Below are 16,298 nucleotides of genomic sequence, written 5' to 3'. Positions count from 1 at the left end.
GTTCAGACCTAAAAAAAGCGCCTTTGGGCGCTTTTTTTAGGTCTGTCATTGAGAAGAGACTCGCTGGATCAGGCGTCGCGGAAGTTGCGTTCCTGACGCTCCTGGCGTTGTTTCTCTTCAGCACAGAGCGTTGCTGTGGGCCGCAACAGCAGCCGACGTACGCCAATGGGTTCGCCGGTCACCGCGCAATAGCCGAAATCGCCGCTGTTGATGCGTTTGATGGCATCGTCGATCTTAGGCAGCAGCTTGGTCTGGCGATCCAGAAAGCGCAGATTCATGCGGCGCTCTTCCTCGATGCTTGCTTTGTCCAGCTCGTCGGGTTCGTTCTCGAAGGTAGCCAGCGTCTCGCGGGCTTCTTTCAGCGAGGCGCGCACTTCGTCGGCCTGCTCTTGCAGAAGGTTGCGAAAAAACTCCAGTTGAGCGTCGTTCATGTACTCGTCATCTGGGGCTGCCAACAGCTGTTCTTGAGTCAGCATAAAGCGATTCCTGTGCTGTGATGCCGCTGGGATGAAACCCATGCGAACTGTGTTGCGATCTTGCAACCTGGCCGGTTATTGATCGAGTCGGTGCTTCAGCGTTGAGAGCTTGGCCGCGGTGTCAATGACAGTAAGCCAGACCCTGATCAAGACTGATTTTGACCACCTGCAGGTGTGCCTGGATGGTTAAATAATAGCCAGTGTCGTCAAAAGAGGGCACATCATATATCATCGCCCATTCGGTTAAAATAGCTTTTTTTCTGCAAATTCAAGCCCTTGGAGTAGAACTGAATGGAACGCGTTTTTCGCCTGGTGATGTCCTGTCCGGACCGTGTTGGCATTGTTGCCCGGGTCAGCCGGTTTCTGGCCGACCACAATGGCAGCATTCTGGAAGCCAACCACCACGCCGATCTGGAGCAAGGGTGGTTTTTCATGCGCAACGAAATTAAAGCCAGCTCGTTGCCGTTCGATGCGCAAGAGCTGGCACGTCAGTTTGCACCCATCGCCGAAGAGCTGGGAATGACCTGGCGTGTGACCGACAGTGACCAGCGGCCGCGATTGGCCCTGATGGTGAGTCGTGACAGCCATTGCCTCGCCGATATTCTGAACCGCTGGCACAGCGGTGATTTGCATTGTGACATTGCCTGCATTATTTCCAACCACGATTCACTGCGCAGTCTGGCCGAGTGGCACGCCATTCCGTTCTTCCACGTACCGGTCGACCCTGCCGACAAAGCGCCGCACTTTGCTGAGGTCGAACGGCTGATTGAACAGCATGCGGCTGACACGGTCGTACTGGCGCGTTACATGCAAATTCTGCCTGCAGACCTGTGCGCCCGAATGCCGTATCGGGTCATCAACATTCACCACAGCTTTTTGCCCTCGTTTATCGGTGCCAGACCCTACCACCAGGCCTATGAGCGTGGCGTCAAACTCATTGGGGCGACCTGCCATTACGTGACTGCCGACCTCGATGCTGGCCCGATCATTGATCAGGATGTGATCCGGGTATCTCATCGGGATGAAATTGAGGATATGGTGCGGCTTGGAAAAGATTGCGAGCGTACCGTGCTGGCCAGGGGGTTGCGCTGGCATCTGGAAGACCGGGTTCTGGTTCACGGTAACAAAACGGTGGTATTCAACTGATGCAAAAACACGTCAATGTAGCGCTGGTACTGTTGGCCGGGTCTGGCCTGGCATGGGGCGCGGAATCCCGGGTGACCGGGCAGTTGCAGGTGCAGGGTGCCTATCTTGAACCGGCGCTGGATGGCGAGGGGCGCTGGTACCTTCAAGCTCCCAATAGCTGGCTCGGGTTGGAAGTGCTGGAATCGGTAACCGGCAGCCAGTATCGCGCGGTACTTGAGGCGGACCTTAACCCGCTGTCTCTGGACGAGCCGGTTTCCAGCCGGCAGGTGTTCATTGAATGGCTGCAACCGCTGTATAGCATACGGGGTGGCCAGTTGCGCAGCCTGGAACAGCGCTTGCTGGCTGACCCGATCGACCAGATGCATGGTTTTGATGGCGCACAACCGACCAGTGCCGACCGGTTCACCGATGCGCTGGCCATTGATACCTACAGTGCCCGCACCGGGCTTGGCCTTGAACAACCCAGTCTTGAGTTCACCGCAAGTAACGGCGAGCTGATGTACATCAGTGGTCAGTGGACCTTTGAAGATGAAACGGCTTCCTCCACGTTGCAGCAGTGGGCAGTAGCGGCGGGGCTCGACACGCCGGAGGGCAGTGTGGCGCTGACCTACCGACGTAACGATGCCTTTGATGCTGGCCTTTTCGGCAGTTCTATCCTGTGGGAGAGCGACGGTTTGCAACTGGGTGGCAGTGCTTTGTATCGTGAAGAGGTGGTTGCCTGGGATCTGGTGGGTGCCTATCGGGCCGGTACGGTAGTCAGCAAGGTGAGTTACGGGCGTGATAACTTGCAAGACGCGTTGGATGAGGCCAGCTATTGGGCCTTTGGTATCGATCAGGTATTCAGTGGTGCCATTCTCAACTATTCAGAAATTCGCTGGCAGCCGGAACCGGAACAGTGGCGTTGGATGACCGGTTTCAAAATGACGTTCTGATCTCAGCCTCAGGGGCCGGGGGTGACGGTCAGGCCCGGCATCGGCAGGGTTTCCAGCCTGTCCGTGATAAAGACGCCAGCCTCTGGCTGCTGTTCGGGGAAGGCGCGTAACAGTACGTTGTAATAGCGCCTTATGTTCGCGACGTACACCACCGGTTCCCGACCACGGGCATACCCAAAGCGGGTATAGGGGTGCCATTCTTTCAGTGCCAGTTTGGGTAAGTGCCGGCGAACGTCGAGCCACGAATCCGGATCATCACCCAGGGTTTCGGTAATAATCCGGGCATCTTCGAGGTGCCCGGCGCCGACATTGTAGGATGCCAGGGCCATCCAGGTGCGGTCCGGTTCCTGTATCCGTTCCGGGATGCGCCGGTGCAGGCTCGCCAGGTAGCGGCTGCCGGCCTGAATGCTCTGCTGTGGGTCGAGCCGGTTATCGATTCCCATTTCACGCGCGGTCGTCAGCGTGACCATCATCAAGCCCCGCACACCGGTTGGCGAGACCGCATTGCGTCGCCAGTGACTCTCCTGATAAGCCACGGCTGCCAGTAAGCGCCAATCCAGTCCGTGCAGGTCGGCTTGTTCCCGAAAATCGGCTTCAAATTCTGGCAAGCGTGAGCCAATGTGGCGTTCGAAGGTCAGGTTGCCCACATAGTCAAAATCACGGGTGTGGCCGAGGTAACGATCTTCCAGTCGGGGGATCAGTTCGGTCTGTTCGAGTTCGCGCAAGGCGTTATTAACCGCATCGACCAGGGAGCGATCGCGCTGGTTGCGAAACAAGGGTGCGACTGGCCGCGGATACTCGGTCAGTGGGTCGAAGCGCTGGTTGGGGAAGAATGGGCGCATCACCAGAAAATCGCGTTCATCGAGCAGTACCATATCGAGTTCGCCCATGTCGATTCGTGTCATCAGTTCGGCCGGGCCTGCGCTGGTCAGTGTTATGTCCAGCGCTGGGTTGTTTTTGGTCAGGCGATCGCTGAGGCCGCCGTGGCTGACCGGATCGAGCGTAGCTATGCGCTGCTGATCGAGTTCTGGCGCTGTGCTGGCCATCTTCCGTGCCAGCCCGACACGGGTCATCAGATAGGGGAGTCCGGGGGTGAATGCTTGCTGGCTGGCGTTATAGGTGGTGCCGGTGAGCGCCATATCGACAGCCCCGGCCGCCAGTGCACGGTAAAGGTCGGGCAGATCGCTGACGGCGAACAACTGAACGTCGAGGCCCAGTTGCTGGCCCAGCAGTTGGGCGAGATCGTATTCCAGACCCGCCATGGTCTGGTCGTACTGGATATAGACACCGTCTGTTTCTCGAATGGCGATGATCAGGGTGTCTCGCGCCTGCACCCGTTGCCAGTGATTGTGCCAGCTGAAACCGGTGGCTACCCAAAGCCCGATGCCCGCCAGCAAAAGCACCAGTATGGCGCTCTGGCAAAAAGAAAAAATTGAACGTCTGGTCAGTAACAAGCGGGGTCCCCGGGGTTTGAAGCGGCTTTGAATGCAGTGCCATTTTACCTGTTTTTCGGCTACCATACGCGCCGATTTTTGCCCGCATCCAGAACAGGCCCCGATATGCTGATACTCCGAGGAAATCCCGTTTTATCCACGTTTCGCCGTCAGCGCTTGCTGGCCCGCCTGCCGACCGTGCTGGATGCCGGGCTTGCCGCCCGGATTCGGGATGTCTACGCAGAGTACATGCATTTTGCCGACACCTCAGGGGACCTGACGGCAAGCGAGCAGGGCACACTGGAGCAATTGCTGCACTATGGCCCCCGGGTTGACGTCGAAACGGCCGACGGCGTCCAGGTTTGGGTATTGCCGCGGTTTGGCACCATTTCACCCTGGTCGAGCAAGGCCACCGACATTGCCAGAAACAGTGGTCTGTCGTCCATACGACGCCTGGAGCGTGGCGTCTGCTATTGCATTCGTACCGATGAACCACTGAGTGAAGAAGAGGTGCGTCAGCTTGGCCAGGCGTTGCATGACCGGATGACCGAATCGGTCGTGTACAGCACGCCTGATGCCGCTCAGTTGTTCAGCCACCACGAGCCGCAACCCCTCAGCCAGGTGGGCGTTATCACAGGCGGCCGTGAAGCATTGGCTGAGGCTAATCAGTCGCTGGGGTTGGCTTTGGCCGATGATGAAATGGATTATCTGGTTGAGGCTTATCAGCGCCTTGAGCGCGACCCAACCGATGTCGAACTGATGATGTTTGCCCAGGCCAACTCAGAGCACTGCCGACACAAGATTTTCAATGCGACCTGGACGATTGACGGCGAGGAGCAGCCCTGGTCACTGTTCAAGATGATCAAGAACACCTATCAGCATAATTCGGCGGGTGTGCTCTCAGCCTACAAAGACAATGCGGCCGTCGTTGAAGGCTTCCGCACAGGCCGGTTCTACCCGGATGCGGATCATCAGTATCGCTATCACGAAGAGAATGTGCACATCCTGTTCAAGGTTGAAACCCATAACCACCCGACCGCCATCGCCCCCTTTGCCGGTGCGGCGACCGGTGCCGGTGGCGAAATTCGCGACGAGGGCGCTACGGGCACCGGTGGCAAACCCAAGGCAGGTCTGGCCGGGTTTAGCGTGTCGGACCTGAATATTCCGGGCTTCGTACAGCCCTGGGAAAGCCAGTATGGCAAGCCGGGGCGCATTGTGTCGGCGCTCGATATCATGATTGACGGCCCTCTGGGCGCTGCGGCGTTTAACAATGAATTCGGTCGGCCCAATCTGCTTGGTTATTTTCGGACCTATGAAATGTCGGCAGCCGGTGTCAACGGCACCGAAGTGCGCGGCTATCACAAACCGATCATGATTGCCGGCGGATACGGCAACATTCGTGAAGACCACGTCGACAAGGCGTGGGACGCCATTCCGGCCGACTCGGCGCTGATCGTGCTCGGTGGCCCGGCCATGCAGATTGGCCTGGGTGGCGGTGCTGCCTCGTCGATGGACAGCGCCGAAGGCAATGAAGATCTGGATTTCGCCTCGGTTCAGCGTGGCAACCCCGAAATGGAGCGCCGCTGCCAGGAAGTGATCGATCGCTGCTGGCAACTGGGTGTCAACAACCCGGTGGCTTTTATCCATGACGTGGGCGCCGGTGGTCTGTCGAATGCCTTCCCGGAGCTGGTTAATGATGGCGGGCGTGGCGGTGACTTCGAGTTACGTGACATTCCCAACGATGAGCCGGGCATGTCGCCGCTGGCGGTCTGGAGCAACGAAAGCCAGGAGCGCTATGTACTGGCGGTCACCCCGGAGCGACTGGCCGAGTTCGAAGCGATTTGTCAGCGTGAGCGCTGCCCGTTTGCCGTTATCGGTACTGCGACCGAAAAACGCCAGCTGGTGTTGAATGATCGGCACTTTGGCAATAAAGCGGTCGATATGCCGCTGGATATTCTGCTCGGCAAGGCACCGCGCATGGAGCGTCAGTTCGAGCGACAGAGTTTTGAACCAAGCCCGTTTTCGACCCGGGGCATTGATTTGCATGAGGCGGCCGAACGCGTGCTGCGCTTGCCAGCCGTCGCCAGCAAGAGCTTTCTGATCACCATTGGCGATCGTTCCATTACCGGTATGGTTGCTCGCGACCAGATGGTGGGTCGCTGGCAAATTCCGGTAGCGGATGCGGCGGTGACCACTACGGGCTTTTCAGGCTACACCGGCGAAGCCATGGCCATGGGTGAGCGCACACCACTGGCCCTGTTGAATGCCCCGGCCTCCGGCCGTGTGGCGGTTGCCGAAGTGCTAACCAACCTGGCATCCGTGTCTATTGGCGAGCTGGAGCTGGTTCGCTTGTCAGCCAACTGGATGGCTGCCGCGGGCCACCCTGGCGAAGATCAGGCCCTGTATGACACCGTCAAGGCCGTGGGGCTGGAACTGTGCCCCGACCTGGGCCTGACCATACCGGTCGGCAAAGACTCCATGTCGATGCGCACCTCCTGGGACGAAGCCGGGCGCACCAAGGCCGTTACCGCGCCGCTCAGCCTGATCGTATCTGGCCTGGCGCCGGTGGCGGATGTGCGCAAAACCGTGACGCCCGAATTGCGGACCGACAAGGGCGAGACCGACCTGATACTGATCGACCTGGGCCGTGGCCAGAACCGCCTGGGCGGGTCGGCGTTGGCCCAGGTCTATCGCAAGGTCGGTTCTGAGCCGGTCGACCTGGACGACAGCGAAGACATGAAAGCCTTTTGGGCGGTGATGCAGGGGCTGGTTGCCGATGGCAAGCTTCTGGCCTATCACGACCGTTCCGATGGCGGCTTGTTTGCAACGCTGTGTGAAATGGCGTTTGCCGGTCGCACCGGCATCGACATCAAAGTTGAGCGTTTTGCCGGTGATGACGTCACCGCCGCCTTGTTTTCCGAAGAACTGGGTGCCGTTATTCAGGTTGCGCAAGCGCAAACCGAAGACGTCCTGCAGCAACTGACGGCGGCAGGACTGGGGGACTGTTCGGCGGTGATTGGCCAGTGCAATGACGATGATTTCATTCGTTTCTCTGATGACGATGAGGAAGTGCTGGTCAAACCCCGAACGGATTTACTGCGCCTGTGGACCGAAACCAGCTACCGCATTCAGGCCCTGCGCGACAACGAGGCCTGTGCCCGGCAGGAATACGATGCCTGGTTGAACGCCAACGACCCTGGCCTGCATGCCCAGTTGACGTTTGATCCGAACAGCGATGTCACCCGGTCTGTCGATTCGAGCGTACGCCCGAAAGTCGCCGTACTGCGGGAGCAGGGCGTTAATGGCCAGGTTGAAATGGCCGCCGCTTTTGATCGTGCCGGCTTTGATACCGTCGACGTTCACATGAGCGACCTGCTGACTGGCCGGCGTTCGCTGACCGAGTTCCGCGGTCTGGTTGCCTGCGGTGGTTTCTCCTACGGCGACGTTCTCGGTGCAGGGGAGGGTTGGGCCAAGACGATTCGCTTTAACGATCGTGTTCGCGATATGTTCCAGGCGTTTTTTCATGACCCCTCGACCTTCTCGCTCGGGGTGTGCAACGGTTGCCAGATGTTGTCAAACCTGCGCGATCTGATGCCCGGCACCGAGCACTGGCCGCACTTCGTGCGCAATGAATCGGAGCAATTCGAAGCCCGTACCGTCATGGTCGAGATCCCCGAATCACCGTCCATTTTCCTGGCGGGCATGGCTGGGTCGCGTTTACCGATACCCGTTGCCCACGGCGAAGGCCTGACCGAGTTTCGCGATCAGGCGCATGCCGATGCTGCGATCAACAGTGACCTGGTCGCCCTGCGTTACGTCGACAATTACGGTGACGTGACGCAGCGGTATCCGTTCAACCCCAATGGCTCCGTTGCCGGGATGACCGGTTTTACCAACAGCGACGGTCGCATCACCATCATGATGCCGCACCCGGAGCGGGTATTCCGGTCGGTCACTAATTCCTGGCGGCCGGACCACTGGCAGGAAGACGGCCCCTGGCTGCGGATGTTCCGCAATGCCCGGGTCTGGGTCGGGTAGCGGTGGCTGAATTTCTGCTCGTCTTTGTTGTCACGCTTGTCGTGATTGTCGGCGTTACGCTGGCGATGATCTGGGGCAAGGCCCCGGTGTATCGCCCGACACAGGATAGCGTTCAGGCACTGATTACCCGGGCGCTCGAAGGTGAAGCGGGCGAGGATGAGTGGCAGTTCTTTCTGGATATGCCCATACGCCATGATCCGGATCTGGAAGCGCTGCGCAAAGACTGTGCTCAATTGCACGACGAGCAAGGCTTGCGCCCCCGAGCGGGCAAGGTGCGATTCAAGGAGGCGGGGCAGATTCGGTTGCGCCATTATCTAAGCCGCCTGGAGCAGGGCGGCTCCAAGTCTTTTTAATTGTTCGCCTCCAGAAACCGTTCCAGAATTCTCAGAAACGCGGCCGGTTTTTCGGCGTGTGGCCAATGGCCAGCACCTTCAATGATCTTCGCGGTGGCTTTTGGGAATCGTTCGGTGATGGCCGATTGATCGCTGGTCTGTATGTACTGGCTGTTCATGCCCTTGATAAAGAGCGTTGGTCCTTCAAAGGGACGCTCGAAATCGGGTTCGCGAGCAATGCTGTCGTATTGTTGCTGCAACGCTTCCAGGTTGAAGCGCCAGGCCAGCTGGCCCTCGTCGTTGCGGTACAAGCTTTTTAGGATGAACTGGCGAATGCCCGTGGTTTCAATACCGTCTGTGAGTGCTTCGTCGACCTCTGAGCGGTTCTTGAACTGGTTCAGGTCGGTGGTTGACAGGGCGCGGAAAATGTCTTGATGGTGCGGCGGGTAGGCGCGCGGAGCGATGTCGACAATGATCAGTTTATTGGGGCGAGAGCCGGCGTCGTTCAGTGCCATTTGCATGGCCACCTTGCCTCCCATGGAATGACCGAGTAGAGCCGTGTCTTCGATGCCTTGTGAAATCATCCAGTCGGTGACTGCCCGCGCAAATACCGGATACGACTGTTGCTTTACCCAGGGAGAACGCCCATGGTTGGGCAAATCGAGCAGATGAACCCGGTAGTGTTCCGATAACGATTTGGCGATGCTGCGCCAGTTGTCGCCGCTGCCAAACAAGCCATGGAGTATGACCAGATCGGGCCCTGCCCCCAGGGTGTCGCTGTACAGTTCCATGATGCCTCGGAGTCTCCTGCGTTGGGTTGTGGGGATATTGAATCGTTCATGGTATCAGAGGTGGGTTATGCAATGTCGTTCCGGGTGCGGTGCCTGCTGCATCGCACCGTCGATCAACCAGGCGTTTCATGGGATGCCTGAGGGCAAACCCGCCGGTGTCCGATGCGTTCATTTATTGGACGACGCCCGTTGTGCGCTGTTCGGACGACCCGAGCGTCCTGCCGTGTGCTCGGCCTTTCAGGCCGAGGCAGCGTTTTGCGGGGCAAGCCGGGAAGAAGCCCTGCAGATATTGGATGATCTGGAGGTCAGCTCTAGGCCGGCTCTCTAGAGGAACGCGGCCTGTGCGGTTGCCGCTTCGCGCTCCAGTTCTGCATAGAGTGGGTCTTCGCGATCATTCGGCAAGGCCAGTCGTTCAAAGGCCGAGACCTTGGTCCAGTCCATCCGGGACCAGCCGCTGGTGCTGTCTTTCAGTACGATCAGATTGGCAACGGTGATGATGTCGGTCAGATCGGCCTCAGCCGGTGAACGGTCGAATTTGCGATAGTCGCGCGGCACCCGGCTGAGCTGAGGCGAAAAGTCCCAGCGTTCCAGAATGACACTGCCCAGGTGACCGTGCAGTTGATCAATGATCTGACCCAGGGTGATGTTATCGAGAATCAGGTCATCGCGCTCTTCGGCGAAGGTCAGTATGGGCAGAGCGCCCAGCCTGTGCACCAGCGCGGCCAGCAATGCCTCTTCAGCGCCCACGACAGCGGTTTGACGCGCCAGTATGGTTGCCATAGCCGATACCTGGCCGGTCAGGCGCCACAGTTGGCGCATGCGCTTGTCGATCATGTCTGAGGTCGCCTGAAACATCTGCTCCATGGCCAGGCCAATCGCCAGATTTGAGGTGTAGTTCATGCCCAGACGGCTGACGGCCATCGACAAGTCCCTGACCTCCTGCGGGGCACGCAGCAGGGGGCTGTTAACCACCCGGATGATGCGAGCACTCAGGGCGCTGTCGCGGGAAATAATGTCAGTCAGTTGCTTGATCGTCGCATCCGGATCCTCCGCCGTATCCCTAACTTTCAGGGCTACTTCTGGCAGACTGGGTAGAACCAGTTGGTCGTTGTTCAGCGCGTCGATGATGTCTTGCTTGACTGTCTCTAACAGTTTGCTCATGGGGCCAACGTTTCCTTGATACCGGGATGCCGTTCATCGGTAGGGCAGTGTAACACGGGCTTGCTGCGTCAGGCAGTCAGGCCTGCGGGCACTTGATCACCTAGTCTAGCAGCTCCAACGGTATCTGCCGCTCACTGTCCAGGTAGAGTGCCGGGGCTTCGTCAGACTGTTTAAGCATAGCAAGTCCCAGGCAGTGTCCACCGTCTGCTACCCAGTTGATCCAGGTACCGGCGGTGCCCGTGGCGGTGTAGACCTCTGGCCCGGCCGGTGTTGCATTGCCCTGCCAACGCAGGCGTTGCAGGCCGCGCTTACTCTTTCCCTTGTAGTGAAGCCGGGAAATCACTTCCTGACCAGTGTAGCAACCCTTGTTGAATGAAATCCCGTCGAGTTGTTCAAGCCCGATCGACTGGGGCACAAACTCACCGGTCAGGCTGGCGTTAACCCAGGGATAGCCAGCGAAGATGTCCAATCGTTGCCAGTCGGCAGCGGGGAGCACCCGGGCAGATTCGATCTGCTCCATTAACCGTTCGTAATCGTCTGCCAGCGCTGACAGCCAGAGCTGAAAACGGCCGTCGGGCAGGCTGAAGGCAAAGTGGCCGCCCTTACGCCAGACGCCATTGTTGCCTTCACCCAGTACCCGGGACAGCCAGAGCTCGGCTTCCGGGCCGGACAACCCCAGCCCATGCAGTGCCTGGCTCTGGTCCGTCAGTTTTGAACCGCGAAAGAAGGGGATGTATTTGCCCAGATGGCGTTTTAGGGTGTCGGCAGCACTGCGCTCGGTCACCAGCTTGACGGTGGCCGGTTCAGTTAACAGCAGAACGTTCCAGACGTTCGCAACCACGCGGCCTTTTGGCGTGCAGAATGCCCCGGGTAGTGGCGCCTGTGGCAAACGTTTCAGGTAGTCCTGGGTGCCCTGGCCTTGCAGAAATGTCAGGGCGTCGGTGCCGGTAACATCGAGTATCGCCAGATGGTCAAGCGGGTAAAAAATCGGGGTGTCGACGGGTGACGAAGGTTCTGTGGTCTGTTGGGTAGCCAGAGGCATGATGTCGGTGTCCGTATTCGGCTGGGTAGTGGGTGTCTGGTCCGGAAAGTGAAGGTTAATGAACCTTGGCCTGCCAGACAAACTGGCGTGGTGAGAGGTTCGGTTTGCGCTCGCTTTGCTGTTACACTTTGCCTTCACCAGCCGGATTCATCAAGGGTGTCTCGCGTCACTCCAAATGGAGTGTCGGGACTAGCAGGTATCCGGCGTCTCATTATGGGTTTGAGTGTGGGCGTTTAATTGTGGAAATGACAGAAGAACAGGCTTTGATTCATCGCCGCCTCTGGTGGCACAGTCGGCGTGGCATGCTCGAGCTGGATGTATTGTTGGTGCCCTACACCGAGTCGGTGTACCCGACCCTGGGTGAAGACGATCAGCGCATTTATCGCCGCCTGATCGATAACGAAGATCAGGATTTGTGGAACTGGTTTCTGGAAAAATCCACTCCCGAAGACCCTGAGATGGCCTACATGGTCCGCAAGATACTGGATCGTGTCCAACCCGATTGAGTGCCGGTTACAACCCTCCCGTCTGCGCTGGTTGATGATGTCGGCGCCCCTGGTCTTGTGTCTGCTATTGCTGGGTTTCAGTGCGTTGCCGCTTTGGTCTTTGGGTGCGCTTGCCCTGGTATTGGGCCTTTGCCTGGTGGTGGCAGTTCGCTCGGAACCGCCGCCGGTCTATCTGCGTTGGGTGGGGGCGGAGCTTTGGCTGTACGATCAGTTGACGCCCTCCGGGGCCGAACGCTACTTATGGCGCGGGCTCGGCCGACGCAATGCGCTCTATGTTCGTTTTGAGCTGGAATGCGCCGATACCGGAAACCGACGCGACCTGATGATCTGGCGCGACAGCGTAACCGACCCCAGCTGGCGCAGTCTCAATGCCTGGTTTCGAATTCAGGCCAGCGCTGTACGTCGGGAGCCAGAAAGAATGTAAATCAGGTTTCGACGTTCGCTCCATGGACTAGCGGTGGCTGCCTGGGGTACTCCTGTAGGGGAGACCGCAGAATGGATGCTGCTGCCTAGGCTCCATGGACGGGTTCACGCCGACCCTACAGGAGTACCCCAGGTAGCTGGCGCGAACCATTGGCACTAGGGCCACCACGAACTCCGAAACTTGACTCAGGCATTGTTCCTGAATTCAGAGTTCAGCGTTTTCGTTCCGGAGACAGTACCGTAATCTCCGTTTGCTCCTGGGGCTCAGGGTAGCTGCGGGTGTAGTGCAGGCCGCGGCTTTCCTTGCGAGACAGAGCCGATTCTATGATCAGTTCGGCCACGACCACCAGATTGCGCAACTCCAGCAAGTCGGAACTGACCCGGAAATTGGCGTAATAGTCCTGAATTTCCTGCTTGAGCAAGCGCACCCGACGCAGGGCGCGTTCCAGGCGTTTATCGCTGCGAACAATGCCCACGTAGTCCCACATGAAACGGCGAATCTCATCCCAGTTGTGACTGATGACGACTTTTTCATCGGAGTCGGACACTCTGGATTCATCCCAGAGCGGCAGGTCGTCCGGGTCATTGGGAGGCGGGTCATTGTCCAGAATGTCGGCGGCGGCCATTTGCGCAAAGACAATACACTCGAGCAGGGAATTGGATGCCAGCCTATTAGCGCCGTGCAGGCCGGTATAGGCGCACTCGCCGGCCGCGTACAGTCCGGCGAGATCGGTTCGGGCATGCAGGTCGGTGCGAATACCACCACAGGTATAGTGTGCTGCCGGCACGACGGGAATGGGTTCCTGGGTCATGTCGTAGCCATAGCTCAGGCAGCGCTCGTAAATGGTGGGGAAGTGGCTGCGAATGAAGGCGGCAGGCTTGTGACTGATGTCCAGATACAGATGGTCGGCGCCGAGTCGCTTCATTTCGTGGTCGATGGCGCGGGCGACGATGTCCCGCGGGGCCAATTCGCCGCGCTCGTCGAAACGATGCATAAACCGTTCGCCATTGGGCAGCTTTAACAGCCCGCCTTCACCACGCACCGCTTCGGAAATCAGAAACGACTTGGCTTTGGGGTGGTACAGGCAGGTCGGGTGGAACTGGTTGAATTCCATGTTGACCACGCGGCAACCAGCCCGCCACGCCATGGCGATGCCATCGCCAGTGGCACCATCCGGGTTGCTGGTAAAGAGGTACACCTTGCTGGCTCCGCCGCTGGCGATGACCGTAGACCGGGCGCCAATGGTTACCACACGGTCGTTTCGCCGGTCCAGAACATAGGCGCCGAGGCAGCGGTCAGGCGCATCGGAAGTGCCGTTGATCTTGTTGTGGGTGATCAGATCGACCGCAATGTGCTGTTCAAGTACGTGGATGTTGGCGCGTTGTTGAACGTTACGGACCAGAGTTTCGGAAATAGCCCGGCCAGTGGCATCGGCGGCATGAATGATGCGCCGGTGCCGGTGGCCTCCCTCCCGGGTCAGGTGGTAGTCGACTTCTGAGCCGTCTTCGTGGGTGAAAGGAACCCCCTGGTCGATCAGCCACTGAATGGCACTGGCCGACCGCTCAACCGTATGGCGCACCGCTTTGGGCTCGCACAATCCGGCGCCTGCCTTCAGCGTATCCGCGACGTGATCGTCGACTGAATCGACTTTATCCAGTACGGCCGCAACCCCCCCCTGTGCCCAGGCTGTCGAGCCCCAGCCCAGTTCACCCTTGCACACCAGATAAATGTTCAGGTCGCGTGGCAGGCTCAGAGCCAGTGTAAGTCCGGCCGCACCCGTGCCGATAACCAGAACATCAGCGGACAATCGTGAAGGCATTGAAGCGTTCTCCGTAGACAGTATGGGGTGGCCTGAAGCGAAGCAGGTCAGGCGCATGGAGCGCAGTATAACCAAACTCCGGTTGATTACTCACTCCCGGGTAACCCAGGGCGTTGCGGTCTTTTGTTGAGCGCCGTTGAATCGTTATACTGTCTGTCTCGAATCAGGCAGCGACGGATACCCGGTGGTCGAAGAGCGTGGACAGGTTATTGACGTAAATGCTGATGGGAGCGTTGTTTCCGTTGTGCAAACCAGCGCCTGTCAGAGTTGCAAGGCCCGGCAGGGGTGTGGCCAGGCGGTGCTGAGCGAGTGGGGCGGCACCGACCGCCAGGATGCCAAGAATCATTTCTTTATCGACAGCGCCAACACCCTGGCGACTCGGGCGTTGCGCCCGGGCGATGTCGTTCGCCTGGGCATACCGGAAGATGCCCTCTCGCAGGCTGCTGTCTGGATGTATCTGTGGCCACTATTGCCCGCTTTCCTGGCGCTGTGGGTGACTACTCGACTGTCTCTGGCTGAACCGGTACAGCTGGTGACGGCCTTACTTGCAGGTGCCGTCGCGGTGGTCATCACCCGCTGGCGCTTTGCCCATCCGGGCGAGACCGCACAGCCTCGCATTTTGTCGATTGAAGAGCCGGCGGGTGACGTATTCGCCCGGGAAGCCAGCTAGAGGCTTCAGCGCACTGACTCACCAGGCGTAAATGGCATGTAAAACGAACACCCCGGGCGCTTTGATAAGACACACTTAGGCCTAACATCCCAGTTCAACTCAAAGCTGAGTGGAGTACTCATTCATGTTTCAACGGACATCCATTGTTACCGCAGTCGTGGGCGTTTTGTTTTTGGCCAGCCAGGCCATCGCTGAAGGCTTACCCGATTTTACTGAACTGGTGGAAGAGCATTCACCGTCAGTGGTAAAAATCACCACCTCAACCGCACCGGCTGAACGGTCGGCCCGACCGGACAGCAACCAGCAGGTGCCGGAGTTTTTCCGCTATTTCTTTGGCGATCAGTTGCCACCGAATTTCGATTTCCAGCGGCCCAGCCCAACGCCAAGGGAGGGGCTCGGCTCGGGGTTTATTCTCTCTGAAGATGGTTACATTCTGACCAACAACCACGTCATTGACGGGGCCGACGACGTTCGGGTGATGCTGACCAATGGCACCTCTTACGCGGCTGAGGTGATTGGCACCGACCCGCAAAGTGATGTGGCGCTGCTGAAAGTTGACGCGGAAGACCTGCACGCGGTGACCATCGGTAGCAGCGAGGACCTTAAAGTAGGCGAATGGGTGCTGGCCATCGGATCGCCGTTCAACTTCGAATATTCGGTTACTGCCGGTATCGTCAGTGCCAAGGGGCGCGCACTCGGTGGGTCGGACCGCTACGTGCCTTTTATTCAGACCGATGTTGCCATCAACCCGGGTAACTCCGGCGGTCCCTTGTTTAACCTGGATGGCGAAGTGGTTGGTATCAATTCCCAGATCTATACCCGCTCAGGGGGATTCATGGGCGTTTCCTTTGCCATCCCGATTGATATCGCCATGAACATTGCCGACCAGTTGAGAGACAATGGTGAGGTTCAGCGCGGCTGGCTGGGCGTCGAAATGTACCCTCCCTTTAACGAGAACCTTGAGCTGGCCCGGTCAATGGGTCTGGATCGTGCCGAAGGGGCGTTGATTGCCCGGGTATTTGAAGGCAGCCCGGCCGAGCAGGGCGGTATTCGAGCCGATGACATCATTCTCGAGTTCGACGGTAAACCGGTGCGTCGCTATTCCGATCTGCCACCCCTGGTGGGTCAGGTTATGCCCGAAAGCTCGGTTGAGGTTGTTGTGCTGCGTAATGGAGAGCGTGAAACCCTTGATGTCACCATCGGAATACTCGATGAGACCCGCGTAGCGGCCCAGGCAGCGCCTCCGGAGCCGAGTTCAGACAATTCGCTGAACATCCTGGTGGTGGATGCGGGCGACCGTGATGGTGTCTTGGTGGAAGAAGTGCTGGCCGGGCCTGCTCAGGAAGCGGGGCTGCAGTCCGGTGATGTCATCACCATGATGGGGGGGTCCTTTGTTCGCGATAAAGAAGACTTCGACCGTATTGTGCGTGAATTGCCGCAGAATGGGGCAGTAGCGGTCCGCATTCTGCGCGGCACCAACATCGTCTACCTGGCGATTCCCACCGAGTGAATCAAAGCCCCGGCCGGT

The 16,298-nt window shown here is 58.6% G+C and carries 15 protein-coding genes; 9 read left to right on the top strand and 6 right to left on the bottom strand.

The genetic code is table 11. The features are described from left to right. Positions 1–68: 68 nt before the first annotated feature. Complete coding sequence (locus EP166_RS08210) at positions 69–476, bottom strand: TraR/DksA C4-type zinc finger protein (RefSeq protein WP_127556354.1); 408 nt, start codon at positions 474–476, stop codon at positions 69–71. Positions 477–767: 291 nt separating this feature from the next. On the opposite strand from EP166_RS08210, the gene purU reads away from it, so the two are divergent. Both purU and EP166_RS08200 read left to right on the top strand, forming a co-directional pair. Then, a complete protein-coding gene (gene purU, locus EP166_RS08205) occupies positions 768–1,622 on the top strand; it encodes a formyltetrahydrofolate deformylase (RefSeq protein WP_127556353.1) in 855 nt (284 codons plus the stop codon). Further along, positions 1,622–2,554, top strand: coding sequence for a hypothetical protein (locus EP166_RS08200; RefSeq protein WP_127556352.1), 933 nt, complete (start codon positions 1,622–1,624; stop codon positions 2,552–2,554). Before purU ends, EP166_RS08200 begins: the two co-directional genes overlap by 1 nt. Before the next feature lie 8 nt (positions 2,555–2,562). Here the strand turns inward: EP166_RS08200 and mltF are convergent, their stop codons facing one another. Further along, positions 2,563–4,008, bottom strand: a complete 1,446-nt coding sequence (gene mltF, locus EP166_RS08195) for a membrane-bound lytic murein transglycosylase MltF (protein ID WP_181952712.1) — start codon at positions 4,006–4,008, stop codon at positions 2,563–2,565. Between the two features lie 105 nt (positions 4,009–4,113). On the opposite strand from mltF, the gene purL reads away from it, so the two are divergent. Continuing rightward, complete coding sequence (gene purL / locus EP166_RS08190; protein ID WP_127556350.1) at positions 4,114–8,025, top strand: phosphoribosylformylglycinamidine synthase; 3,912 nt, start codon at positions 4,114–4,116, stop codon at positions 8,023–8,025. A 2-nt stretch (positions 8,026–8,027) separates the two neighbouring features. Continuing rightward, complete coding sequence (locus EP166_RS08185; RefSeq protein ID WP_127556349.1) at positions 8,028–8,378, top strand: hypothetical protein; 351 nt, start codon at positions 8,028–8,030, stop codon at positions 8,376–8,378. On the opposite strand, the gene EP166_RS08180 is transcribed toward EP166_RS08185, so the two are convergent. Beyond that, positions 8,375–9,148 (bottom strand): alpha/beta fold hydrolase, encoded by a 774-nt coding sequence (locus tag EP166_RS08180; RefSeq protein WP_127556348.1) that lies wholly within the window; start codon positions 9,146–9,148, stop codon positions 8,375–8,377. The two genes, EP166_RS08185 and EP166_RS08180, sit on opposite strands and share 4 nt — an antisense overlap. Positions 9,149–9,215: 67 nt before the next feature. Between EP166_RS08180 and EP166_RS08175 the strand changes: the two genes are divergently transcribed. Further along, complete coding sequence (locus EP166_RS08175; protein WP_127556347.1) at positions 9,216–9,476, top strand: YkgJ family cysteine cluster protein; 261 nt, start codon at positions 9,216–9,218, stop codon at positions 9,474–9,476. Here the strand turns inward: EP166_RS08175 and EP166_RS08170 are convergent. Then, positions 9,473–10,309: an HDOD domain-containing protein gene (locus tag EP166_RS08170; protein ID WP_127556346.1), complete on the bottom strand. Its 837-nt coding sequence runs from the start codon at positions 10,307–10,309 to the stop codon at positions 9,473–9,475. The genes EP166_RS08175 and EP166_RS08170 overlap by 4 nt on opposite strands. Positions 10,310–10,409: 100 nt before the next feature. Next, positions 10,410–11,351: a CAF17-like 4Fe-4S cluster assembly/insertion protein YgfZ gene (gene ygfZ / locus EP166_RS08165; RefSeq protein ID WP_127556345.1), complete on the bottom strand. Its 942-nt coding sequence runs from the start codon at positions 11,349–11,351 to the stop codon at positions 10,410–10,412. Positions 11,352–11,596: 245 nt separating this feature from the next. On the opposite strand from ygfZ, the gene EP166_RS08160 reads away from it, so the two are divergent. Together EP166_RS08160 and EP166_RS08155 are read left to right on the top strand one after the other, a co-directional pair. Then, on the top strand, positions 11,597–11,857 hold the full coding sequence (locus tag EP166_RS08160) for an FAD assembly factor SdhE (protein ID WP_127557849.1): 261 nt from the start codon (positions 11,597–11,599) through the stop codon (positions 11,855–11,857). After that, positions 11,841–12,281 (top strand): hypothetical protein, encoded by a 441-nt coding sequence (locus tag EP166_RS08155; protein WP_127556344.1) that lies wholly within the window; start codon positions 11,841–11,843, stop codon positions 12,279–12,281. The genes EP166_RS08160 and EP166_RS08155 overlap by 17 nt, the downstream gene beginning before the upstream one ends. A 211-nt stretch (positions 12,282–12,492) precedes the next feature. Here the strand turns inward: EP166_RS08155 and nadB are convergent, their stop codons facing one another. Then, a complete protein-coding gene (gene nadB, locus EP166_RS08150; RefSeq protein WP_127556343.1) occupies positions 12,493–14,100 on the bottom strand; it encodes an L-aspartate oxidase in 1,608 nt (535 codons plus the stop codon). A gap of 136 nt (positions 14,101–14,236) precedes the next feature. On the opposite strand from nadB, the gene EP166_RS08145 reads away from it, so the two are divergent. Both EP166_RS08145 and EP166_RS08140 read left to right on the top strand, forming a co-directional pair. Then, a complete protein-coding gene (locus EP166_RS08145) occupies positions 14,237–14,770 on the top strand; it encodes a SoxR reducing system RseC family protein (protein WP_127556342.1) in 534 nt (177 codons plus the stop codon). Positions 14,771–14,894: 124 nt separating this feature from the next. After that, positions 14,895–16,280: a Do family serine endopeptidase gene (locus tag EP166_RS08140; protein WP_127556341.1), complete on the top strand. Its 1,386-nt coding sequence runs from the start codon at positions 14,895–14,897 to the stop codon at positions 16,278–16,280. The last annotated feature ends 18 nt before the right edge of the window (positions 16,281–16,298 follow it).

The organism is Saccharospirillum alexandrii (assembly GCF_004000275.1).
Taxonomy (GTDB): domain Bacteria; phylum Pseudomonadota; class Gammaproteobacteria; order Pseudomonadales; family Natronospirillaceae; genus Saccharospirillum; species Saccharospirillum alexandrii.
The sequence above is the reverse complement of the archived record's forward strand: the minus strand, read 5'-3'. Positions and strand labels throughout refer to the sequence as shown.